The sequence below is a fragment of the Spirosoma litoris genome, assembly GCF_054776755.1.
Map to the genome: position 1 here is coordinate 381,329 of NZ_BAAHBI010000010.1, position 21,972 is coordinate 403,300.

General features: G+C 44.3%; 19 protein-coding genes. 5 read left to right on the forward strand and 14 right to left on the reverse strand.

Translation table 11 applies throughout. The features are described from left to right. Positions 1–159: 159 nt before the first annotated feature. The gene (locus ACYVGR_RS08045) at positions 160–1,632 is read left to right on the forward strand and encodes a sensor histidine kinase (RefSeq protein WP_460955321.1); all 1,473 of its coding nucleotides are present in this window, start codon (positions 160–162) and stop codon (positions 1,630–1,632) included. 585 nt (positions 1,633–2,217) lie between these two features. On the opposite strand, the gene ACYVGR_RS08050 is transcribed toward ACYVGR_RS08045, so the two are convergent. From ACYVGR_RS08050 to ACYVGR_RS08070, 5 genes are all read right to left on the reverse strand, one after another. Continuing rightward, complete coding sequence (locus tag ACYVGR_RS08050; RefSeq protein ID WP_460955323.1) at positions 2,218–2,544, reverse strand: hypothetical protein; 327 nt, start codon at positions 2,542–2,544, stop codon at positions 2,218–2,220. A 184-nt stretch (positions 2,545–2,728) separates the two neighbouring features. Beyond that, on the reverse strand, positions 2,729–3,937 hold the full coding sequence (locus tag ACYVGR_RS08055; RefSeq protein ID WP_182463360.1) for a glycosyltransferase family 4 protein: 1,209 nt from the start codon (positions 3,935–3,937) through the stop codon (positions 2,729–2,731). Between the two features lie 166 nt (positions 3,938–4,103). Then, positions 4,104–4,877, reverse strand: a complete 774-nt coding sequence (locus ACYVGR_RS08060) for a glycosyltransferase family 2 protein (RefSeq protein ID WP_460955325.1) — start codon at positions 4,875–4,877, stop codon at positions 4,104–4,106. Further along, positions 4,874–5,473 carry a WcaF family extracellular polysaccharide biosynthesis acetyltransferase gene (locus ACYVGR_RS08065; RefSeq protein ID WP_460955327.1) on the reverse strand — a complete coding sequence of 200 codons (600 nt, stop codon included), beginning with the start codon at positions 5,471–5,473 and terminating at the stop codon, positions 4,874–4,876. The genes ACYVGR_RS08060 and ACYVGR_RS08065 overlap by 4 nt, the downstream gene beginning before the upstream one ends. 19 nt (positions 5,474–5,492) lie before the next feature. After that, a complete protein-coding gene (locus ACYVGR_RS08070; RefSeq protein WP_460955329.1) occupies positions 5,493–6,425 on the reverse strand; it encodes a glycosyltransferase family 2 protein in 933 nt (310 codons plus the stop codon). A 133-nt stretch (positions 6,426–6,558) separates the two neighbouring features. On the opposite strand from ACYVGR_RS08070, the gene ACYVGR_RS08075 reads away from it, so the two are divergent. The 4 genes from ACYVGR_RS08075 (at position 6,559) to ACYVGR_RS08090 (ending at position 12,122) form a co-directional block, all read left to right on the forward strand. Beyond that, positions 6,559–8,550, forward strand: a complete 1,992-nt coding sequence (locus ACYVGR_RS08075) for a sialate O-acetylesterase (RefSeq protein ID WP_460955331.1) — start codon at positions 6,559–6,561, stop codon at positions 8,548–8,550. Between the two features lie 63 nt (positions 8,551–8,613). After that, the gene (locus ACYVGR_RS08080) at positions 8,614–9,378 is read left to right on the forward strand and encodes a methionyl-tRNA formyltransferase (protein ID WP_460955333.1); all 765 of its coding nucleotides are present in this window, start codon (positions 8,614–8,616) and stop codon (positions 9,376–9,378) included. Between the two features lie 104 nt (positions 9,379–9,482). Beyond that, entirely contained in the window at positions 9,483–10,331 is an 849-nt protein-coding gene (locus ACYVGR_RS08085; protein WP_460955335.1) for a polysaccharide deacetylase family protein, read from the forward strand. Between the two features lie 66 nt (positions 10,332–10,397). Further along, positions 10,398–12,122, forward strand: coding sequence for a hypothetical protein (locus tag ACYVGR_RS08090; protein WP_460955337.1), 1,725 nt, complete (start codon positions 10,398–10,400; stop codon positions 12,120–12,122). A 2-nt stretch (positions 12,123–12,124) separates the two neighbouring features. Here ACYVGR_RS08090 and ACYVGR_RS08095 read toward each other — a convergent pair whose 3' ends face one another. From ACYVGR_RS08095 to ACYVGR_RS08135, 9 genes are all read right to left on the reverse strand, one after another. Then, positions 12,125–13,279 carry a glycosyltransferase gene (locus ACYVGR_RS08095; RefSeq protein WP_460955339.1) on the reverse strand — a complete coding sequence of 385 codons (1,155 nt, stop codon included), beginning with the start codon at positions 13,277–13,279 and terminating at the stop codon, positions 12,125–12,127. Positions 13,280–13,299: 20 nt separating this feature from the next. Beyond that, positions 13,300–14,466 carry a glycosyltransferase family 4 protein gene (locus ACYVGR_RS08100; RefSeq protein WP_460955341.1) on the reverse strand — a complete coding sequence of 389 codons (1,167 nt, stop codon included), beginning with the start codon at positions 14,464–14,466 and terminating at the stop codon, positions 13,300–13,302. Further along, positions 14,466–15,845 carry an O-antigen ligase family protein gene (locus ACYVGR_RS08105; protein WP_460955343.1) on the reverse strand — a complete coding sequence of 460 codons (1,380 nt, stop codon included), beginning with the start codon at positions 15,843–15,845 and terminating at the stop codon, positions 14,466–14,468. Before ACYVGR_RS08105 ends, ACYVGR_RS08100 begins: the two co-directional genes overlap by 1 nt. A 78-nt stretch (positions 15,846–15,923) precedes the next feature. Next, positions 15,924–16,823 (reverse strand): glycosyltransferase family 2 protein, encoded by a 900-nt coding sequence (locus tag ACYVGR_RS08110; RefSeq protein ID WP_182463349.1) that lies wholly within the window; start codon positions 16,821–16,823, stop codon positions 15,924–15,926. A gap of 5 nt (positions 16,824–16,828) precedes the next feature. Then, positions 16,829–17,938 carry a glycosyltransferase family 4 protein gene (locus tag ACYVGR_RS08115; protein WP_460955345.1) on the reverse strand — a complete coding sequence of 370 codons (1,110 nt, stop codon included), beginning with the start codon at positions 17,936–17,938 and terminating at the stop codon, positions 16,829–16,831. Positions 17,939–18,053: 115 nt separating this feature from the next. After that, positions 18,054–19,076 (reverse strand): hypothetical protein, encoded by a 1,023-nt coding sequence (locus tag ACYVGR_RS08120; RefSeq protein WP_460955348.1) that lies wholly within the window; start codon positions 19,074–19,076, stop codon positions 18,054–18,056. A gap of 18 nt (positions 19,077–19,094) precedes the next feature. After that, positions 19,095–20,117: a glycosyltransferase gene (locus ACYVGR_RS08125; protein WP_460955350.1), complete on the reverse strand. Its 1,023-nt coding sequence runs from the start codon at positions 20,115–20,117 to the stop codon at positions 19,095–19,097. After that, entirely contained in the window at positions 20,114–20,941 is an 828-nt protein-coding gene (locus tag ACYVGR_RS08130) for a DUF5672 family protein (RefSeq protein WP_460955352.1), read from the reverse strand. The genes ACYVGR_RS08125 and ACYVGR_RS08130 overlap by 4 nt, the downstream gene beginning before the upstream one ends. After that, entirely contained in the window at positions 20,938–21,972 is a 1,035-nt protein-coding gene (locus ACYVGR_RS08135; RefSeq protein WP_460955354.1) for a glycosyltransferase family 9 protein, read from the reverse strand. Before ACYVGR_RS08135 ends, ACYVGR_RS08130 begins: the two co-directional genes overlap by 4 nt.

Consider the following 21,972-nt stretch of genomic DNA (forward strand, 5'->3'; position numbering starts at 1 on the left):
TAAGTAATTTATGATTGATGTTGATCGACGTTAGTGGGATAATGGCTACTCCTATCTCATCGTTTAACGAAATAAGCAACGTTAGAAAAATACCTTTAAAATTGACTGATCATCGATTACGGCATGTGCCCGTCGATCGTGTCTGTCTACTATCCCATTATGAATTCTGCTCGCCTTAAACTATTGTTAGTAAGCACGTTTGGGCTTGTTATTGTTCTACTTGGCCTAACCGCCTACTTGTCGTGGCGGAGTAACCAACAACAACAGGAGTTAAATGAGCAGGTACGCCATACATATGAAATAATCTCCCTGGTTGAGCAGGTTGCAGCCCTGTCACGAGATATTCAGACCGATGCTCGTAACTATGAATTATCCGGGAAACGGGAGTTCGCAGTGGCCTATTGGCAGGCTAGGCAGCAACTGCCTGAACGGCTCCGTTTGCTGGATCAGGCACTCAGTAATGAACGTAGTGAACAGGATCGATTTCATCGGCTAAGCAGATTTATCGATCAGCGCCGACAGGTTAGTCAGCGTTTATTCGAAAAGCGAAGTCAGCCGCAGGTTGGCCCTACCTCGGAAGATTTATTAGCGCAGGGGCGTGAATTGCTGTCTCAATTGCGCCCTTTAGTCGGGCAGTTGACCCAGCATCAGCGTGCATTAGCCAATTGGCGTCGGAAGCAGGCTGAGCGAGCGTATCAGGTCACCCAGCAATGGATTATCCTCTCGAGCGGAGCTGCTATAATTGTAATTGCCTTTGTATTCTGGCTACTGTTTGTACAATTGTTGCGCCGTATCCGGAATGAAGCGCAACTGGCTCAGTATGAGGTAGAATTACAAAATCAACTACAACAGCAACAGGCACAAAATCAGGCGTTGGATCAACTGAACCAGCAACTAACCCGATCCAATGAGAACCTGCAACAGTTCGCTTATATTGCCTCACATGACCTACAAGAACCTTTACGCAAGATTCAGCAATTTGGCGACCTTTTGAAAACGCGTTATACAACGTCATCGGGTGAGGAAGTAATGTACCTGAATCGGATGCAGGTGGCCGCCAGTCGTATGTCGTTGCTGATCAAAGATTTATTGACGTTTTCCCGGATTTCTACTCGCCCAGTGCCAGCCGTTTCGGTATCGACTAAGCAGGTGGTTAGTGACGTTTTAGATACCTTATCAGTTGCCATCAGTGAAACGAAGGCCCAAATTCGAGTGGGTGATTTACCGACCTTACCAGGCGACCCGTCTCAGTTAGGCCAGCTTTTCCAAAACTTACTCGCCAATGCCATTAAGTTTAGTCGTAAAGATCAGTCAGGTACTTTAATGACTCCCGAGGTTAGTATCCAGGCTATCCGTATCCCAGTTGGAGAACTTCCTGATGCAGTAAAGCCAACTCGTTTGGCTGAGACGTTTTATTGTATTGAGGTTACTGACAATGGCATTGGTTTCGATGAAAAATACACGGATCGAATCTTTCAGGTTTTTCAACGGCTTCATGGTAAAGATGAGTTCGCCGGGACGGGGGTAGGTTTAGCGATTTGCCAAAAAGTAGTGACCAATCATGGGGGAGTTATTACGGCTACGAGCCAGCCGGGTAAGGGCGCTACCTTTAGTGTGTACCTCCCAGCTTAGTAGTTAAAAGATTAAAAAATAGTTGGATGAATAGAGCGGCTTTTACTTAAAAACAGACTTTATTTCTAGAGATGTTACTAATTAATCTTTTTAACGTCTAACTAATATTGATTGCTCGTCCACTATTAGCAATCAATATGGTTTAGATTTTAACGCTGGAACAGTTGATTCCAGCGTTTTTTTGTGACTTTGATTTAGTTTTTCAATCTAATAAAAGTAAGCATCGGAATCTATCCCATAAGAGCCGACATTTAACTAGAAAAGCCCCTGTCCATATGGAAGGGGCTTTTCATTTAGCACTGTCTACTAGACTATGCTCTGGAAGGGATGTGGTTTTGGTCAACTATTATGCCAAATCCCTGGTATAAGTAGTTCACTGAAAATACATTAGGTTATTTTTTGTCATCCCAAGGAACGAGGGATCTTCGGAGGCAGGATAAGAGGTCATCTCCGAAGATCCCTTGTTCCTCGGGATGACAAAAATGCCCCTCTCGCATACTATAAACTATTTATGCTTGAGTACTTAAGTTCAATTAGGTTTGCTTCCTTTAGAACCTCTTGTTTTATTAACAGCGATCATTAAAGTCAATGATTCGAGAACGGATGATGTCCGACCAAAGCGGTTTCCTGGAGTATTAGCTCGACAATTTCATGCCAGAAACGACCAACATACCAGTGAAGGTGTTGTGGGGTGTACGAAAATTGTTCAAATTCTCGTATCAAACTTTCGCGTGAATAAGGGTCTGCTTGTTTCAGCACCAATTTAAGTTCGGTATAAACTTTATAGAGTTCGTCATCACTAAAGCATTTTCCCCACTGGCGGGGTAGAATACCTGGAAAAACCGTCTTCGAAGCAAAAATGGTTTTAATATATTCCTTCAGCAGGTTGAATTGATTGGTTTGCGAGATCATGGTGGTAGCGAATTTATACGTAACCATTCACTAAAATCTTGCCAATCATTAAAAAAACATCTACAATAGTTCTTGTTTATTTATAAACACTAAAGAAGGAGGATTCCTATTCAGGCTTTTGCAGTTTCTACAAATAAAAAGCCCTTTGGAACTTCCAAAGGGCTTTTTATTTGTTTTTAGAGGTTTACAGATAATCGACAATCCGTTTGCCTGAAATCCCGTTCTGCAATTCCCGACGGATCACCGCCCGACGCCGACGTGGATGTGTTGATACATATCTCACCCGCATTTTGAGCGTGAAACTCACCAGCATATATACACCAAACAAGCACCCTAAAATCACAATAGAAAGTGTATTTGAGATATTACGGTGTAATAGCAGAAATGTAATGGTGTTGAATAACGATGCGCCACAGAGGACTGCCGTTGCCCCAATATGTGAGAGGCCATTATCTAACAGAATGTGATGCATGTGATTCCGGTCGGCGGAGAAAGGTGAACGTCCCGCCAGAATCCGTACGAGGAAAACCCGTAATGTATCGAAAATTGGTACAATCAAAATGACAATGGCAATGATGGGGGCATTGAAAAAGGCAGTCGGCTCATATCGGTAAGACGCGTTGAGGCTAACGAACCGTACAGCAAAGAAAGCCAGCATAAAACCAATGATAAGCGAGCCGGTATTCCCCATGAAAATTTTGCTGGTTTTGGAGAAGTTAAACCGAAGGAAACCGAGCAATGCACCTGTCAAGGTAAATGCCAAACAAGCCATCGTAAAGTGATTCGTTAGCAAAAACCAGCCGCCAAATGTACCACTGGCAATTGTAGAAATACCGGCTGCCAGGCCGTCGATGCCATCTATAAGGTTAATAGCGTTCGTGAGCGTAATAAAAATAAAACACGTCAACAAAGTGCCAACCACAACATCAATATGGTGAAAACCCATAATGCCATACAGATAATCGACGCGCAAATCGCCAAAGAGAATAAGGATCATGGCCGCCAATACCTGAAACATGAGTTTCTTGGCTGGGTCAATACCTACCAAGTCATCTTTGATACCAATAAAGAACAAAATAGTCATGCCAACAATGGACAGATTGGTCCGATAAATTTCGGTCTGATCAATGCTGGGCCACAAGAAATAGGCAATCAGAATAGCCGCAAAGATGGCTATGCCGCCAAAAGTTGGTGTTGGCGTAGAGTGTGACCGACGTTCGCCGGGCTTCTCCATCAGTGATTTTAGTTCCGAAATCTTAATGACAACGGGAATGGCTACAACGGAAACAAAACAGGCAACCAGTAAGGAAAGTACGCATTGGTACAGACCAAGCGTGAACAGGTCATCACTGAATTTATGTTGTAGATAGGCAATAAATAAATCAATATTCATAAGGCAGGACGTTTAGATATTGTTCTCCTTTCGGGATTATCGTAAACAATTCGTCAAGTAGCGCTACCTGTGCCGAAAGTTTAATTGTTTATTTCGGCCTGGAAAGGAGCGTAAAAATCATGGGTTTAACTAATATCAGACTAAAAATCTGAGTTAACGGTCATACCTATTCGTTATCAAGCGCTTCGGGTGGTTTGGTAACATATTGTTTTAGCTTCCGTAAAGGCTTCAGCCAGAAGGTGAAAAAATACGGAGTCAGCCCATTTAGTTGCCAGGCGAGTTTATCTTCGCGGTTAGCTCTCAACCGATTTTGGACACTACTGTTACTAATTCCGCCCGCTCGCATGACAATGGTTACTTCGTCCATGTAAGCAAGTTTGGCTTTGTTTTTGTGAATAAACCGTAGCATCAATTCGTAATCGGCAGCGCTTTTCATATCGAGCCGAAATAGGCCATATTTTTCGTAAAGCCATTTCTTCGCAAAAAACGAAAGATGGCCTGGCATCCAGCCCCACGAAAACGCATTCTCGCTGTACCAGCCAGATCGCCAGTAGCGTTTAAGCTTTTGTGGATTATCGCGTTCTACGTATAGCATATCGCCATAAACAGCATCGCTACCCGTTCGTTTGAAGGTCGCTACCATGTTTTCTATAACACGTTTATGCCGATAAAAATCATCCGCATTCATCAGCCCAATTATGTCGCCTGTGGCTAGTCTGATCCCTTTATTCATGGCATCATATAAACCTTTGTCAGGTTCGGAGATAAATTGGGCAACTTTCGTGCCGTAGGATTGTACGATTTCTACGGTCCCATCGGTCGATTTTCCGTCGACAATAATGTACTCAATATCGGTATAGGTTTGATTCAGAACCGATTCTATGCAGTCTCGAATAAACTCTGCGCCGTTATAAACAACTGTTATGATAGAGACTTTCACGCCGTAATAGTTCGTTGCCGGACAAAAACAGCCGGATTGCCCTGATAAATACCATATGCCTCTAATGAATGTGTAGCTACCGAATTGACCGATAGTACAGCATGAGATTCGCAGTGAACACCTGCGCAAACAACTGCTTTGGCTCCAATCCAAACGCCATCGTCCAAAGTAATAGGCCGAGTTGTTAAATCGAAGGTTGACAGGCGATAGTTATGGTTACCCGTTAAGATCATGGCTCCCTGAGAAAGACAGGCGTGATCACCAATAATCACTTTGCTCAAATTATCAATCCAGACCTGTTCACCTATCCAGACGTAATTACCCACTTCTAGTAACCAGGGGTATTTAATATTTACGGCTGGTTTGAGCATAACGTGATGACCGATTTTTGCGCCAAACAACCGTAAAATCGCTATTCTGAAACTGCCTGGTATTGGTAAATAGGTATTGATAAAGAAGGCATTAACAATGAACCATACGATCACTCGCCAACGTGGGCCGTGGTCATACCAGCTATTGTCGAACCGGGATAAATCGGTTTTACCAACAGGCTGATTTGATGGTGGTTCGTTGTTTTTCTTTTGATAGGATTCCATGAATTGACTAGTGGTCGAGTTAGGATTGGCTAACCTGTTCTGAGCGAGCTGGCCGCAGATCTTTGCCATATTCTTTTCGGAAGTACTCAATGAGTGCTTCTTTATCATCGCCAACCCGAAGCTTTACTTCCATAAGTTTAGCATCGACCAGGAAGCGGTACCATAGTCCTTGTAAAAAACACCAGGCGAAGCCAGGGATACCATCCAGAAAGCCTAAACGAATAAAATAGCGATAAATAAAATAGAGTATTGGCCGTGTAAATAAGGGTAACGATGCATATTTTGCTTTTAAATACCGCGTGCGTTGATCCTGTGTCCCAAACAAGCGGGCTTCCATCGTATCGGCCTTATCGAAATGATGACGATAATTCAGCAGGTTAATCATTTCCAAAATGGAGTAATGATTGTGCTTTTGCGTCCACCAGGTCAAATTATTCAGATTATGATCAACAAGGTCGTGATCGAATTGAATCGACTCGCCTTTGGTGAGTTTGATATGTTCGTCATGCCAGACCTGCTCGCAAAACCCATCGCCCCGACGCCAGAGTCGAAGGAGCCAGAGTGGATAGAAACTTCCATGGCGAATCCAGCGATTTAAAAAGAATACTCTACGCTTCACATAAACGCCACCTACCTCTATAGGTAAACCCAATAACCGACGGTTGATTTCATCGGCTAATTCGGGCATTACGTACTCATCGGCATCCATTCGCATCACCCAGGTGGTCTTGAATGGCGAATGGTCAATACCATAATTGAATTGGGTGGCATAATTCACCCAAGCGTTCTGTACCACTACGGCGCCCATCGATTGAGCAATCTCAACAGTTCGATCCGTTGAAAAAGAGTCAACAATGAATATTTTGTCCGTAAACGGAAGCAAACTCTGTAGACACCGAGTAATGTGTTTTTCCTCGTTGAATGTTAGAATGATGACAGATACATCGGTCATACTTTAGATAGCTTTGGGGGCAATAGATAGGTTTTTTGATTCTTTTTCGTAAAAAAGGCCTTATTTTTATCCACCCGTTATGAGCTCAATAAATCGTGCAATATTATAACTTTTTTTAGACGGGACAAAGCCAATGAAGAGACTTTATGGTGCCTTTATATTGTTTTTGTCATATTTCTGCTCGTTTGGGCAGGTTGTCTTTGACCAACTTCCCCGTGACTTGCAACTATATCCTCGCGATTCAACTAATCAGGCTGCAATCAGTGTGAGTGGTTCGATGAGTGGCACTGCCGTTAGTTATACAAAAATTGGCGTACAAGTGTTGCGAGAGGGTTTGCTGACGAAAGCGCTTAGTCAGACACTTAGTCCAAGCAGTACGACCTTCAAATTGTCGACAACTATTAAGGCCGAAGCGGCTGAATATGGGTTTCGGGTATTTGCTTACAAAGGCGCTGATTCAGTGCTCGTTGCTGAACGGAAACGAGTTGTTTGTGGCGATGTTTACATCATTCACGGGCAATCCAATGCATTGGCCCTGGCTGGGTTAGATACCTATTACTCTGTTGATTTCGATGATAAATATCTTCGTAATGCAGCTTATGCATATGGTAGCCCTGCCTCAAGTATGGCTTGGTTCCCGGCTAAACAGCCTTATGCCAGTGTTGGCGGATTAGGCTTGACAATCCAACGGCTGATCTTGCAAACCTATGGTATTCCAACCTGTGTAATCAATGGTGCTCAGGGTGGAACCCAGATTTCGCTTCTGTTGAACCGTAATCCTGCTAATCACGCCGATACCAATACATTCTACGGAAATCTACTATATCGGGCACAGTGGGCCGGAGTGGCCAGACAGGCTAAGGCTATTATCTTTCGCCAGGGTGAAGAGGATGCCGGAACCGGAATTCCGGGATATGCAGGAAAGTTTGCAACGCTGTACAATCAGTTTCGGGAAGACTATGGGGACATGCGGATTTATGTTGGCCAGATCAATATTCTCGACAATACAAACCCCAATGATAGTGCAGCTGCTTTGCGGGATTTTCAGCGACGTACGAAATTCCTGTTCAAAAATGTTGAGACAATCGCTTCAGTTGGTACTGTTGGCTATCAGGGGGTTCACTATGAACCTTTAGCCTATCAACAGCTTGCCTTTGAGCAGTTCAGGCAGCTTGCCCGTGATATCTATGGCTCAACGGATACACTTCAGATTAATTCACCTGACGTGAAAAAGACATTTTACAATGCCCGAAAAGATTCGATCACCCTGGTTTTCGACGATCAGATGCAGATGGTCTGGAAGAGTGATACAGCCTTTTACAGTTTTGCAACAGGGGTAAAAGAGTATGGCCGTGAACAGAAAGATTATTTCTATCTGGATGGTAAATCAGGCTTGGTGGCTAGTGGTTCGGCCACCGGAAATCGAGTGATTCTGGCACTAAATCAGCCAGCTACAGCCAAAACGTTGCGTTATCTGCCAGCTTACTTTTCCGATAATTTCTCCGCGTTTTATGATGGACCTGTACTAAAAAATTCACGAGGCATGCGTGCCTTTTCATTCGATGGAGTTTCAATTGCCGATGCCATTGCAACGGTGACTACACTGGCGGCCAAACCATTGTCAGAGAAACAAATTCAATTGAATTGGACCGTATCGGCCAATGCGCAAACGCAACTGTTAGAACGGTCGGATGGTACAGCGGGTAATTACAAACAAATTGCCTCATTCAATGGCACAACGGCAACTTACACCGATACGAATTTGCCAGATCCTTTAGGCACCTATTATTATCGGCTTCGTTCGTTCAGTAGCACCTCTGAATCTGCTTACAGTAACGTGGTTGTTACCCGCCCCTTAATCCTGGGTATTGAGCCAACCGAACCTTTGGTACAGCTATACCCGAATCCACTGAGTATAGATCGAATACTTCATGTGGAGGCAAGCCAGGTTACCTTTACCAATCTATCGGTACGAGACCTGTTGGGCCGTGTTGTGAAAAGCTGGAGCGGTACGGCTAAAAATACGCTTACGCTTGGCCTGAGCGACCTGGAAGCGGGTTTATACATTGCTAATTTGCAAACAACTGATGGGCAAATGCTACAACGAAAAATAGTGATCCGATAAGAAATGGATACTGGCTTTCGGTCGGAATATGTAGTTTTGTGACATTACCATAGCCTACTCTTTATGCGCCTTGTTATTCTTACGCAGGATGACCCATTCTACCTCGCTCGCAATATTGACTATCTCCTGAAAAAACTACCGCCTTACGCGGAAGTAGTAGCAACGGTAGTGTTCGACGTTTCGCCATTTGGCAAGCGCGAAAGCTTCAGTGAGAAAATGAAGAAGACCTACGACATCTTTGGGTTGCCTTTTTTTATACGCTACGGAACAAAATTCGTGCTGTCGAAGCTGGATTCTCGGAATAACGTCCGGAAAACACTGGCCGACCGAAACATACCCTTGATTCATATTGAAGGGAATATCAATAAGGATGAAAACTTAGAAAAGTTAAGAGAATATAAGCCTGATCTGTTAGTGTCAATTGCTGGTAATCAGATTTTTAAGCAGAAACTACTGGATGTTGCTACCTACGGTTGTATTAACCTCCATACGGCTCTTCTGCCGAAATATCGAGGCTTGATGCCTTCTTTCTGGGTGTTGAAAAACAAAGAAACACATACAGGCGTCTCGGTATTTTTTGTAGACGAAGGTATCGACAGCGGCCCAATTTTGGTTCAGGAGAAACTGGCTATTGGCAACATGAGCCAGGCTGAGTTAATCGATGTGACGAAGAAAATGGGCATGGATGCGATTCTGAAATCGATCGATAAAATCCATTCGGGCAAGTACACGCTTATTGAGAACGATGCCTCTCAGATGACTTATTTTACCTTTCCGACGAAAGAAGACGTAAAGGCCTTCCGTGACGCCGGGAAACGGTTTTATTAAAAGAGGGAGGAAAGGAAGAAAGGAGGAGAGGAGCGAGAGGATTCATCGATTCCTTCTTGCCCTATCCTCCCATTCCTCCCTTTCTTCCCTCTCCTCCCGTTTTTATGAATATTCTGACATTTGATATTGAAGAGTGGTTTCATATTCTGGATAATGCCTCAACCCGAACAGAGTCGGACTGGAGTCGTTATGAGAGCCGTATTCACCAGAATATGGACCTCATCTTCCAGATTTTAGACGAAACAAAAAGCCGGGCTACTTTTTTCTGCCTGGGATGGGTTGCCGATAAACACCCTGATGTGATTCGACGAATTGATGCTGCTGGCTACGAAATTGCCACGCATTCGTACGCACATCAACTAGCGTATGAACAGACGCCCGCCCAATTTCAGGATGATTTGGTCCGATCGATTCAGCATTTGCAGGATATTACAGGCAAAAAAGTACGGTCGTATCGAGCGCCGGGTTTTTCAATTAAGGAGTATAATCGTTGGGTGTTCCCAATTCTGGTTGAGCAGGGTATCGAAATTGACTGCTCGGTGTTTTCTGCACGGCGTTCCCATGGGGGCGATGCATCGCTAGGTATGTTTGAGCCGGGGTATTTAAATGTTGGCGGCACCTTATTAAAAGAATTTCCGATCAACACGGCCCCTGTACTAGGGCAGGATCTGATTTTTTCGGGTGGAGGCTATTTTAGATTATTCCCGTATGGTCTGATAAAGAGCCTGATGCGTCGATCCCCCTATGTCATGACTTATTTTCATCCACGCGATTTTGATGCGAAACAGCCTATGATTCCAGGGTTGAGTCAAATGCGTAAGTTTAAGTCATACTATGGCCTTCAGAATTGCTGGCCCAAATTAAAGCAGTTGCTCCTCGAATTCCCATTTGTAGACCTTGCCGAAGCTGATCGGCAAGTCGATTGGACTAAGGTTATACAGCGAACTGTGTGATATTCGTTTTGATTAGCTAATTAAGTAGCACATTAACTACAATTGCATTCTTCACTTCTTTAAAAAATGGTTACTGGTTTCTCTGAAAATAGACGTACTGCCACATGGTTTATTTTGCTCAGTGCCATTCCAATTCTGCTTTTTTTCTATATATTTTTCCAATATATCAGTAATATTCCTTTTCAGGACGATTATGATGCGCTCTTAGAACCTGTTACAAAGTTTACGCAGCAAACTCATTTTTCTTGGCCGGAGTTTGTGAAAATTGTTTGGACACAGGATGATGAACGACGAATTGTAATCGATCGGTTAGTGGCAATTTTAACTTATTCGATACTGGGTAAATTAGATCTGAGGCTACAGGCTTTTTTAGGCTTGTTATCTTTATTGGGTATATTTTATTTGCTGTACGCGATCATTCGTGATGCTAAACTTCCGTTTACTTTAGTCCTGGCTTGTTCATTATTATTATTCCATATCCAGTATTACGAAACGATCTTTTGGGCAATGATACCCTTGCAACATGTCATTGTTTATTTTTTCGTTTTACTCGCTTCATCTTATTTATATACGCCTAAACTGTCTTCTCTAATAATTTCACTGGTAGTGGCTATTCTTGCCATTTTAAGTGATGTAAGTGGGACGTTTATTTTACCCGTAGGTTTACTGTTGTTAGGATTACAACACCGATGGAAACATAGTATTATATGGGCTATTGTTATAGGGGGAATAATCGTTTTATACTACCAAAACTTTACAGTTCCTTCCTTCAGACCTAAGTTATCCGATAACTTACAACGACCTGATCTGATTACTGGACGTATTCTGGTGGCTAGTGGGATGTCGTTCGATGCGAACATGCTCCTTCCAGCAGGTCTACGAATAGGTTTGATCATGGTGGTAGGAGCTATTTTGTGGGGTTGTGTTATTTTATTCGGCTTTCTTCTGGTTAAATCAGCATTTAATCGGTTAGGTGTAAAGCTTGCTCGCTGGGAAAGTACACTATGGGGTGGGTTATTTCATTTTAGTATAACCTTACTTGCTTTAGCTGTAGGAAGGGCAATTGAAGGCATTGATCCATTATTAATTAGTCGCTATAAACATATTGGATTTATTTGGCTGATATTGATCATTTTATTGATTGCCAGCAAACTTAGGCCTGCCGCCCAGCTTGTATTTAGTAGAGTTTGGCTTGTGATGGGTTTTTGCCTGTTTTTATTTAGTTATTTTTCTTATTTAGCTCCCCTCGATTTTTATTATAAAGACCGTTATACAGATATATATGGTTGGAAAAATAGCCGGACAATACCCAGCACGCCTATTTATATAAGTGTGCGGGCAACCGTAGATACCATAACGAATCAGGCTGTTCGGGCAGGTGTTTATCAGTTACCTGATCATTACTTTTTTGAGGGCCCCTATCAGGAAAAAAAGGAGATCGTTCGCTTAAAAACAGAGCATATGGGAGGACACACATTGTCCTTTGTAAACGATAAATTTACTCGGCGATTCGGCAAAGAAAATGGGGCTTTTATTATTCTCAAAAGTGCCGATCAACAGCAAATTATTCCGACTCAGCAAAACAAATACTCCCTGAAATCTTTTCTAGTTTCGTTCGGACAGAATTATTATGCAAATGGTTTTTCCGGTGTATTTACCAGCAAATACTTAAAAAATAATCAGACGTATAATGTATTTGTTTTAGGGATTGATGGGGACAATAAAATTATTTATCCCACCAATACACAAATTGAAACGGGTACTGATTCACTCAAAATTGTGTCATTGTAGCATTACTTCTTTTGAACGATTTTCGTATACTCGTCCAGAAGCTGTTTAGCTACCACATCAATATCGTAGAGCTTCTTTACCATTCCCGTTGCGTTCTGTGCTACCTGACGGCGAAGTAAATCATCGCCCAATAGTTTTTCCAGACCAGCCGTAACAGCTTCAGGAGTTAAACTACTTAACAGACCTGCCGCTTCATATTGCCGAATCGTATCGCCAAATCCAACTCGATCCGACACAAGGGCAGGTGTTCCGGCGGCCATTGCTTCAAGAACTGCCATCGAAAAGCCTTCTGAATAGGAGGGAAGCGTAAATATATCCGCGTCAGCGAGAGCCGCCTTCTTATCGTCGCCGGTGAGCATGCCTACCAGACGTATCGAGTCGCTAAGATTATGCTGATCAATAAACTGCCGGGTCGTGGCTTGGTAGCCATCATCGGAACCCGCCAGAGCCAGTATCGTATTTGGGTATTTCTGCACATAATCCCGAAAGCCAGGTAAGAGTAAGTCCAATCCTTTTTTTACATTCAGACGACTCATAAACAGCACTAACTGTTTATTGGCGGGGATATTGAATTTCTGTCGGAACGTGCCTTTGGGAGGAAGTTGAGCAAAGTCGCTGGTTTTTACACCGTTGGGAATAACAACTACATTGGGATGTGGCTGCCCAAGGTACCGCAAGATGTCTTCCTGTTCATCGGTATTATTGATTTGTACTAAATCAGCACGGCGTAAATAGGCTTTTTGAGCAAGCGAATTCATCAACTCTTTTTTCCAGTTGTTGTGTGCATATACCCAGCGATCTAGTACCCCATGAATCGTTATGACTTTGGCGATCTTCCGATCGAGCATAAAAGGGGCTAGTGTGCCAAAATGCCAAAGCCCATGACAATGAATGACATCGTACTCGTGGATATGCTTCTGGAGATATTGATACAATTCGACCGAAAATTCCCGAAAAAATCGACTGATAAGCGGAGTCCGTTTGCACAATATTAAGTTAGCGCCTTCGGGGACTGGATAGGGTTTTTCGCCAGGAGTAAATGGGCTTAAAATGTCAACCTGATGGCCGTAACGAAGAACAACCTGCGTGTGGTCGAAAATGATTTTAGGAGGGCCACCAGCTTGCCAGGTGTAAGCACAGATATTTAAGATTCGCATAGATGACGCGAAATAACTGATTAGTTCGTGATTTTTATAAAACCATTTAGCATTTCCTGAGCTACCGCTTCGGGCGCGTAGGGCGCAATGATCTGTCGGGCTGCCTCACCCATTCGGTTTGTATCCACTAAGCCATCCATAAACTGAGTTAACAAATGACTTAATTGCTCAGGCTCATCAGGGTTGAAGACAAACCCATTTTGCCCATTTTTAACGAGGTCAACCGCACAACCACATCGCTCAGATACGATAACGGGTAGGCCGCAGGCCATAGCCTCATTGACGACTAAACCCCAGGGTTCTGACCGACTTGGCAGCACCAGTACGTTACTAAGAGCCAGCACCTCCGGTACCCGAAACCAGGGTCGACCTGGCAGCAGAATAATCTGGTCTGTTAATTCCAAAGTGCTGATTTGCTGAGTAAGCTTCTCCTTTTCCGTGCCATCGCCCAATAGAATTATCCCCCAGTCGGTTCCGTTTTTCGATTGTTTACGAGCTTCTGCAAACGCGTTTAGTAACAAAGAGAGGTTCTTGGCCTCAATGAGCCTACCCACAAAAACAAAGTTATTGGGGCGCAACCCGAATAACTGCTGTTGCTGCGTGCGGGAAGGCAATGACTGGTTGTATACTGATTGAAGTACGTTATTGTCAACAGCGTTTTTGCGGAGTAAAATCTTACTGGACGGCACACCGAGTTGGATTACATAATCGGCAGCCTGGCTACCAAAGCAAAAGAATCCGTCGCACTGACTAAACACCCATCGTTTTAGCTGTTCTTTCCAACCTCCCCGTTGTTGATCAGCCGCCGTACTTTCGTTTTGCATCACAACCCGAATACCATTTACTTTAGCCCACATTAGGAGCAGAAGCTGGGCGGGATCATAATAACCCGTTAGGTCTATGACATCGGGTCGAAAGGTTTTGGCGTGCCGAAGTAGTGCCTGAGCCCGTTCGCGAAAGCTGATTTCCTCCAGATAACGGTCAAACAGAAGCTCGTACTTGTAGGTGTAGGTTGGAGTGGATGCATCCGAATTTGATTCCAAACTGGCACGGGAACGTTCGTTACGGGCAATCTGTAGGACGAGTACAGAAATATCGTTTTTTTGATCAACAAGCTGTTGTAAGGCCTGAAATACACTGGATTTATAGTGCGCCCAGAGCATATTATGAACTATAAGGATACGCATCAGGCCGATTCGGGGTTTGCTATGACAACGTATTGCTCATGGGCATCTACGGGAGCATTATCCTGTAAATGATTGGGGAATAGATGATCGACGCCCATAAATCGGATCATCAGTGCTAAGGGGAACCAGAACGAAATCTCATACGGTCGCCCGTTTGTGATTGACTGGATTAGGATCAGCAGGAAAAAATACGCTAAAAATACACTCAATGGATTGGGGTTTCGGCGCATAATACCCAACGAATAGAAACTGGCCATACCAATAACGCCCCCGAATAAGACTAGTCCCAAAATTCCCTGATCAGCCAGGGCCTCCATTATTGGCACATCCAGGTACAGGAACTTGTAGCCGTATCCGAGAATCAGCATGTGAATGTGGCCTAGTAAGACATTTCGAAGGAAATCGGCACTGGCTGAACGGTTTGCTGTAGAATCATCGAGAACGGCTTTATAATCTGCCCCCTGCGCTTTTAGCCCTAACATCGCATAGACCGTTTCTAAATTTCGCTCTGCGAAGGAAGTCACGTAATCGTACAGAATGAAGTAAACGGTTAGATAACGCTGGAAAAAATACATAACACCTAAGAAACCCACGACCATAATTGTGATCGGAATGGGTTTGACCAGGCTACGAGCAACCTGGCGAATTTGGGCTGGCCGAACGTTGAAGTATAAAAATAAACCAATGGCTAAAGCCAATGCAACAATAGCCGAACGGGTTTGAGTGAGTACCAAAACCGCAATATTAAGAACACCCGCAAAAAAGGAAAGAAGTCGAAATATAACATGTGTATTAGGGCGAAGGAGCCAGATTGCACAGGCAATGGCACCCATAAAGGCGTTGCGGGAAAATGAATGAGGATTGCCCGAGCCTGGGTCACCATTGTTCAGCGTAATGGTTGCTCGCTGGCCAATAGCCCATGTTGGATCTGTTATTAGCGCGTAAACTAGCCCCAGATTTGATAATAATGTAAAAATCACCACTACCGGAATAAACACCGGAATAATTTCATTGGGTATATTGATCAATAGAAATAAGAAAATCAACATGTAGGCATAATAGATCATATCCCGCCCCGAATCCTCAAATCCGGGCACACCATTGTATAGGTACATGTAGATAATGCTAAGCAGAAGAAAGCCCAGACCCATCCAGAACATGGTCATGTTAGGACGATAAAGTCGGCGTAAAAAGGTAAATGGAACCATAAGCACCAAACCACCTGCCAAAGCCGCAGCCGTAAATGCTGTGCTGCCAGGGGCAAGTCTCATTGTTTCCCGAAAAAAGAAGATCAGCGGGTAGCCATCCACCAGAATGCAGATACCGAGAACTATCCGCATATAATCGAGGGTCTTCAATAAGCGAATAAAGTTGCTCATAAACAGACTATGGTTTGTGGTTTGTGTTATTCGGTTTTAGAAATCGGGTAACGATAAACCGGATAATGCACTTTCAATTTAATGCCTGGACCGATTTAGGGTAAGCCGATGACGGACATAGCCCCATTCACCTTTCAGTACAAAAGTCAGTAGTTTGCGAAGTCGGCAATAACGTTGCCAGAATGATGCCCCTAACGATGAGGTTAAGCTAGGAAGGTATTTTTCCTTCACGAACTTGTGTTCCTGGAGGCCAACCGTTGCGGCAATCGTCGACGATTTCGCATCTGGCTGTACCCGGAATCCTCCCCAGAACCCATTCACATGCCGAAACTTTATGCCAGATTGAACACCCAAACGTGCTATAATTTCGTAATCGATCACAAATCTCAGGCTTTCGTCGAGTAACCCGAATTGCTCTAAACGTTCGCGTCGGATAAATAACGACTGATTAAATACCTGCATACCTTCGTAAAGCTGACATTCTACACAAAACTCAGGGGCACGCATCTCCTCTAAAATAACGTCGGCTTCATCGATGATATACATATCTCCGAAAAAAACGTCGGTAGTCGGGGCTTTACGCCAGGCTTCAGCTACCCGGCTAAGGGCATCAGGAGCAAATACATCGTCGGAGTTCTGAAAGGCAACGTAATCGCCTGTGGCCAATCGAAATCCTTTATTTATGGCGTCGGTTTGCCCACGATCTTTTTCACTAACCCATCCGGCCAGATAGGGTTCATATTTTTTTATGATGTCAAGACTACCGTCTGTAGAGCCACCATCCATAATAAAATACTCAAGGTTTGGATAGTGCTGATTCAGGACGCTCAAAATCGTTCGTTCGAGGTATTGGGCCTGATTAAACGAAGGCGTTACGATCGTTAACTTCGGATAGACTTTCGAATCGGCGACGGAGTTTCCTTGCAGACGATACGGCGAAGTCACAAAATCCTGTAAGGTGTTGTTCGAAGAATTCATACTGTCTAGCGCAGAGATTGATAAACCTCCAGCGTTTGCTGAGCAGTTTTGTCACACGAAAAATCACGAAGGCGTTCAGTACCTTTCTGGCGCAGGTTGGCAAAGAGTGCATCGTCGGTTACGATACGTTCAATGGCATGGGCTATCGAATCATCATCTTCTGGATCGAAATAAATAGCGGCATCGGCACCTACTTCGGGCAGCGAACTCCGGTCGCTTAATACCACTGGGCATCCTGCACTGTAAGCTTCCAAAACTGGAATACCAAACCCTTCGTTCAAAGATGGAAAAACAAAGGCACGCGCGTGCTGATAGAGCGTCACCAAGCCCTCATCTGTGAGGGGGCGAAAGTGAACTCGTTCACTAAGGCGGGCGGCATGAAATAAGGCTTGTTCATTGGGCGTAAAGGCCCCTCCGCCCGCGCAAATAATGTGCAAATCGGGGTGCTGATGTAAAACGGGTTGAATGGCTCGGAAAAAAACGTTGAAATTTTTATATAAACCACGCTTTCCTACATACAGTAAATAGGGAGCCGCGAGGGGAGAGGCTTCCCGTTTGGAGGGAGCTACATACTCATCCATTGTTGTGCCCAGCAAAACAACCTTTACTTTATCGGGATCAACCGGGAAGTAACGAAGCAGATCCTGCTTCGAGAATTCAGAGATGCAAATAACACAATCAGCCCGGCGCAGGAGTTGTTTTTTCGTCTCATAAATCCCCTCACCTAATTCTGGATATTGATCACCAAATCGTTCGCTGGTGGCATCGAAAAAGGTGAGCACAAATGGTTTAGAACCGATCGAATCCAGGAAATAGCGGTGGTAATAGGTCGGATGGAAAATATCGAATTTGCCAGATCGAATCCGCTGTTTACTATAGAGCCGATTAAGGACAGAAGCGGCCCGATGCGCATTACGCATATGGGCAAACCTCGGATAACGTATATGATTACTAAACGATGCCTGATTTAAATATTCATTATTCGATAGCCGCAGCGATAGCTCAAAGTCGATGTCTGACCGTTTGGCAAACGAACGCATCAGTTCAAAAAAGTAGCGGGAAACACCCCCATAGGGCAGGCCCGTGAACGATTGATGGTCGAAGAGTACTTTCATGAAAGGGAAACCTACAACCCAACTCGGTTTGTATTTTTCTGAGATAATTTACCGGCAAAAATAGGTCTAATTGCCGATAAATCCTTGTCGAATATAAGTATTCGGTTTTCGGCCTTTAGTTGATGACTGGGATCTGCACACGATCAAGAAAGCTGGTAACGGCCTTCATGGATTTAATGGTGGCATACCGCCAGCCCCGTACAATTGGTGGTTCAGGATGTTGACCATAGGCCGGATTAATAGCTGCGAACGGTAAGGCCTGGCGCTGAGCAATAACCTGGCGATAATTGGCTAATAACGTCATTAGTTCAGGCTGCTCTGAAATGCGTACACGGTTCTGGTAGGGAAAAAAGCCTTCGTCAGGATTCAGAATACCTTTGAAATTAACAAACAGTACTGGCTCTTTCAAGCCACCAGGGCCGCTCGCCTGCCAGTTGCCAGCCTGTTGTTGAAGCGTTCGCTCGTGCAGATTCCATATCCCAATGTGCCAGCCCGGACTTTTTACGATAGCAACTTCCCGGAACATAACCGGCACGTGCATTAGCCAAATCTGATCGAGACAAAGTCCTTCACAATAATTGATAAAAGCCCGTTCTCGCACTCGGTTATCCCACCAGGCTAATAAACGATCAGTTTCGGCTGATCGGCGGAATGCCAGAATGTCGGAACTATACAGCCCAATATTCTGGAAAAACTTTTCATCGGGCCAAGCCTTATCTGTTGGCCCATTTGCTGGGCTTTTTGTAATAAATGGGGATAGTACAATATTAGCGGTATCGAGCTTATCCAGAATTGGAGCTGGAGAGCCTAAAAAATGAATATTGGGATCTGCATATATCAGTTTGTTTACAGCTGGGTAGCGTCGAAAGACTTCAGTAATAAACAACGGTTTGCAGGCTGCCGCAAACTCCGTCGGCGTGTATTTTGCCGACAAAGCAACCAGTTGATCGGTTGGCAATAGTTCTCCAATTGGTAGTATCGGATAAGCGGATACAAAACCGGGTGGAAGATGAGCAGGATCATCGGCTAAACCGATCAGAATTGATTCAGTTTGGCCAGTTGCGGTGAATTGATTTAACGTATCGCCCAGCGCAAGTGCCTGCGGTAATTGACGGATTGTACAGATTGTTAGTAGCACAGTAGGTGCAAAACTACATTATTCGAGTATATCGCCCAAAACGGCTAACAAAGGAGCATACCAATTGGCTGCAGGATCGGCATAGCGACGGTAATTGCCTTTGACCAAATTAGTGAGTACAGGTACGATACGTTTTAGCCGATTTGGGGCTAAATTACTCCGCAGGCTAAAATGAGCCAGGCGCTGTCGGAGTTGAGGCAGACCTGGGGAATTTGCAGGAACTCGTTTGGCCAACAAGTCATTAATTGTACTCAGCTGAACCTGTTTTTTGACCAGCGGAGCTAGCTTTCTGGCACGGTGACGTGTTAGACGGTCTCGTAACCGTATTCGAGCGCCAACTTCTTGCGGGCGTACGCCCACTTGTTGTTGAACGTGGGTACGGTAAAGCTGTAGCGGTTGATCGATGAAATTAATTGCGTTCTGGGTAGCAGCCACTAATGCAATCCAACCATCATAAATATAACCCGGAATTTTTCCTGGAATTGGTAATACAGTGGGCAAAAATGTCCGACGAATTACGCTGGCGCAACCCATCATACGGTTTCCATCCAACAATACATCCATTGTTTCACCTGCTTTCCATCGTTCCTGAGTTTCTTTGTCGAAAAGAACGGCTTCCCAAAACCGATTCTGACGCCCTTCAAGATTTTCATCCGTTACCCAGGCGTCACAAAAAGTGACCTGGACATCAGGATGATCAATCATGTACTGAGTCATCGTGTGAATTTTTTCCGGTAGCCAGAAATCATCCTGGTCACAGATAAAAATCAAATCGCCAGTGCAGGCTGCCAGAGCTCGTTCAAAATTTTTATTGTAGCCCAAACGAGTTTGATTCCCTAAAATACGCACGGAGAAAGGGGCCTCTGCAGCAAATTGCTCAAGTAAACTGCCGGTGCCATCCGTTGAACGGTCGTCAGAAATGACCACTTCGTTAGGTAGCAGGTGTTGATTAAGCAAACTTTCCCATTGAGTTGGCAAGTAGGCCATACCATTGTAGGTACAAAGGGCAATGGAGATTGTTGGTTGCGCAGACGTAGTCATATTTTGTAACCGTATTGGGCGAAAATAGGACGCCAGTACTCTGTTCCATGGATATTCCAGGCATGACAACCGAATGGTAAACGCCCTTGATTATAATGTTCAACAGCCCATTTCGGAAAAAACTCAATGGCAAAATGTAAGGCTTTTTTATACTTAGGAATACGTAATCGTGGCCAGTAACGATTTACTTCAATACCCCAGAAAACATCTTCGTGATAATGGTGCAGATCAATTCGGTTGTACTCAGCAATTTTATCCTTAAACGGCTCCAGCCAACGTAACATCGCTGGTACACGTCGAAGCGAGAAACCACCACAGCCAACGCCGTTCAGGTTAATAATTTCGCGAGGGGTTATACCATCTTCTTTTTTGAGGTTAAACCAGGTCGCTATCTGCTGTTTAATGCTAAACCAGATGTGGTCACCAATACCTGTAAAGTCTCGGTCACGTAGCCAGGGGGCTCCTATATAATCGTAGTTTTGCTGGCACCAATAAGCCAGATCGTCCTGAAAGACGAAGGCATCCAATTGATAAATCAGTAGATATTCTTGATCATCAAAGGCCTGATAAAAGTCGGCCGATAGCATGAGCCGATTATAACCCTGGATATCGGTGAAATAACTTTCATCGAATGTCCGGGCCTGCAACGACGGTTCTAGTTCCCGGTAAGCCGAAATATCCAATGAATGCGGAGTGGCTAGCCAAATTGGGTAATTACCCAATACCCGCAAGCATTGGGTCAATGAGATGCGCTCATAATCGGTAAGCTGTGGTTTATAAACAGGTAAAACCACATTTACACTAACTTTATTCGACGACTTCATACAAATTTGGGTTGGCCTAATCGTTCCTGAACAGCATCCTGAACCCAGCTATAGGGTAGCTCGGCACATGGATGGCCATAATCGTTAAGAATGGTTACCCCTTCTCCCCGTTTGAAACGACCAGAATAAGGCAGATAATCGACAAAGTCGAACAGCTTGCCTAGTAAAATAATGCCCTCTGTTTCCATAGCATTTGCCATATGAGCGGGGCCACTGTCAATACCTATAAACAGGCGAGCCTGTCGGATTACTTCAGCCGTTTCGAGCAAGCTCAACTGGCCGCATAAGCTTCTAAATTGTGGGTGTTCTTCAACTATAGTCGGAGTTAAGCCAATTTCAATTATTGGATAAGGATAGGTCGCTAGTAGCCACTTCACAAGTTTAGTCCAATTTGCGGCAGGCCAGTCGCGCATAACATGGCTCGACTGACAGTGGATAACAATTGGGTTGGTCGGTAAATGCAACGCCTGTACTTTCTCCTGAACAGATTTCGGGACGTACATCTTTGGATCGGCGGTGATGGCGGGTAAGCCAGCTGCCTGTGAAAACATATACAATAGATCGCCCCGATCGTAGTAATTATCAAAATTTAGGCCAATGCCATCAGAAATTGGATTTATCGGATCTTCGAGGCAGTATTTGCACTTTCTGTGTGAGATGTGCATGTTATACACTTTATCGAAAATGCCTGATCGCAGTAGCCGAACTCGTTCACCAGGACATTTTTCAATCAGAAAACCATCCAGATCCGGGTGATGGCTTACTAATTCTGCATACGGTTTGCGCACCATCCAGATAATATGATCATCTGGATGAAGTCGACGAACTTCACGGGCAACAGGTTCGCAGGCAATAATGTCGCCCATTTGTTCCGAAAGAATAATGACGACCAACTGCCGAGAGCCCAATTTCTGTTTGAGCCGACGCAACTGCACATATTTAATGGCAAATGACCAGAATTTCCCGATGATGTGGGTGTATTTGTGAAAGCGATACGTCCAGAGTTGCTGGATACGTGACCAATCTGCCAT

What these genes read in the sequence shown, in the direction of transcription:
- ACYVGR_RS08105 (WP_460955343.1), bottom strand. Translation starts at nt 15,845, where the DNA reads ATGAGCAACTTTATTCGCTTATTGAAGACCCTCGATTATATGCGGATA.
- ACYVGR_RS08110 (WP_182463349.1), bottom strand. Translation starts at nt 16,823, where the DNA reads ATGAATTCTTCGAACAACACCTTACAGGATTTTGTGACTTCGCCGTAT.
- ACYVGR_RS08125 (WP_460955350.1), bottom strand. Translation starts at nt 20,117, where the DNA reads ATGACTACGTCTGCGCAACCAACAATCTCCATTGCCCTTTGTACCTAC.
- ACYVGR_RS08130 (WP_460955352.1), bottom strand. Translation starts at nt 20,941, where the DNA reads ATGAAGTCGTCGAATAAAGTTAGTGTAAATGTGGTTTTACCTGTTTAT.
- ACYVGR_RS08075 (WP_460955331.1), top strand. Translation starts at nt 6,559, where the DNA reads ATGAAGAGACTTTATGGTGCCTTTATATTGTTTTTGTCATATTTCTGC.
- ACYVGR_RS08055 (WP_182463360.1), bottom strand. Translation starts at nt 3,937, where the DNA reads ATGAATATTGATTTATTTATTGCCTATCTACAACATAAATTCAGTGAT.
- ACYVGR_RS08085 (WP_460955335.1), top strand. Translation starts at nt 9,483, where the DNA reads ATGAATATTCTGACATTTGATATTGAAGAGTGGTTTCATATTCTGGAT.
- ACYVGR_RS08135 (WP_460955354.1), bottom strand. Translation starts at nt 21,972, where the DNA reads ATGGCAGATTGGTCACGTATCCAGCAACTCTGGACGTATCGCTTTCAC.
- ACYVGR_RS08095 (WP_460955339.1), bottom strand. Translation starts at nt 13,279, where the DNA reads ATGCGAATCTTAAATATCTGTGCTTACACCTGGCAAGCTGGTGGCCCT.
- ACYVGR_RS08115 (WP_460955345.1), bottom strand. Translation starts at nt 17,938, where the DNA reads ATGAAAGTACTCTTCGACCATCAATCGTTCACGGGCCTGCCCTATGGG.
- ACYVGR_RS08045 (WP_460955321.1), top strand. Translation starts at nt 160, where the DNA reads ATGAATTCTGCTCGCCTTAAACTATTGTTAGTAAGCACGTTTGGGCTT.
- ACYVGR_RS08070 (WP_460955329.1), bottom strand. Translation starts at nt 6,425, where the DNA reads ATGACCGATGTATCTGTCATCATTCTAACATTCAACGAGGAAAAACAC.
- ACYVGR_RS08100 (WP_460955341.1), bottom strand. Translation starts at nt 14,466, where the DNA reads ATGCGTATCCTTATAGTTCATAATATGCTCTGGGCGCACTATAAATCC.
- ACYVGR_RS08080 (WP_460955333.1), top strand. Translation starts at nt 8,614, where the DNA reads ATGCGCCTTGTTATTCTTACGCAGGATGACCCATTCTACCTCGCTCGC.
- ACYVGR_RS08090 (WP_460955337.1), top strand. Translation starts at nt 10,398, where the DNA reads ATGGTTACTGGTTTCTCTGAAAATAGACGTACTGCCACATGGTTTATT.
- ACYVGR_RS08065 (WP_460955327.1), bottom strand. Translation starts at nt 5,473, where the DNA reads ATGGAATCCTATCAAAAGAAAAACAACGAACCACCATCAAATCAGCCT.
- ACYVGR_RS08050 (WP_460955323.1), bottom strand. Translation starts at nt 2,544, where the DNA reads ATGATCTCGCAAACCAATCAATTCAACCTGCTGAAGGAATATATTAAA.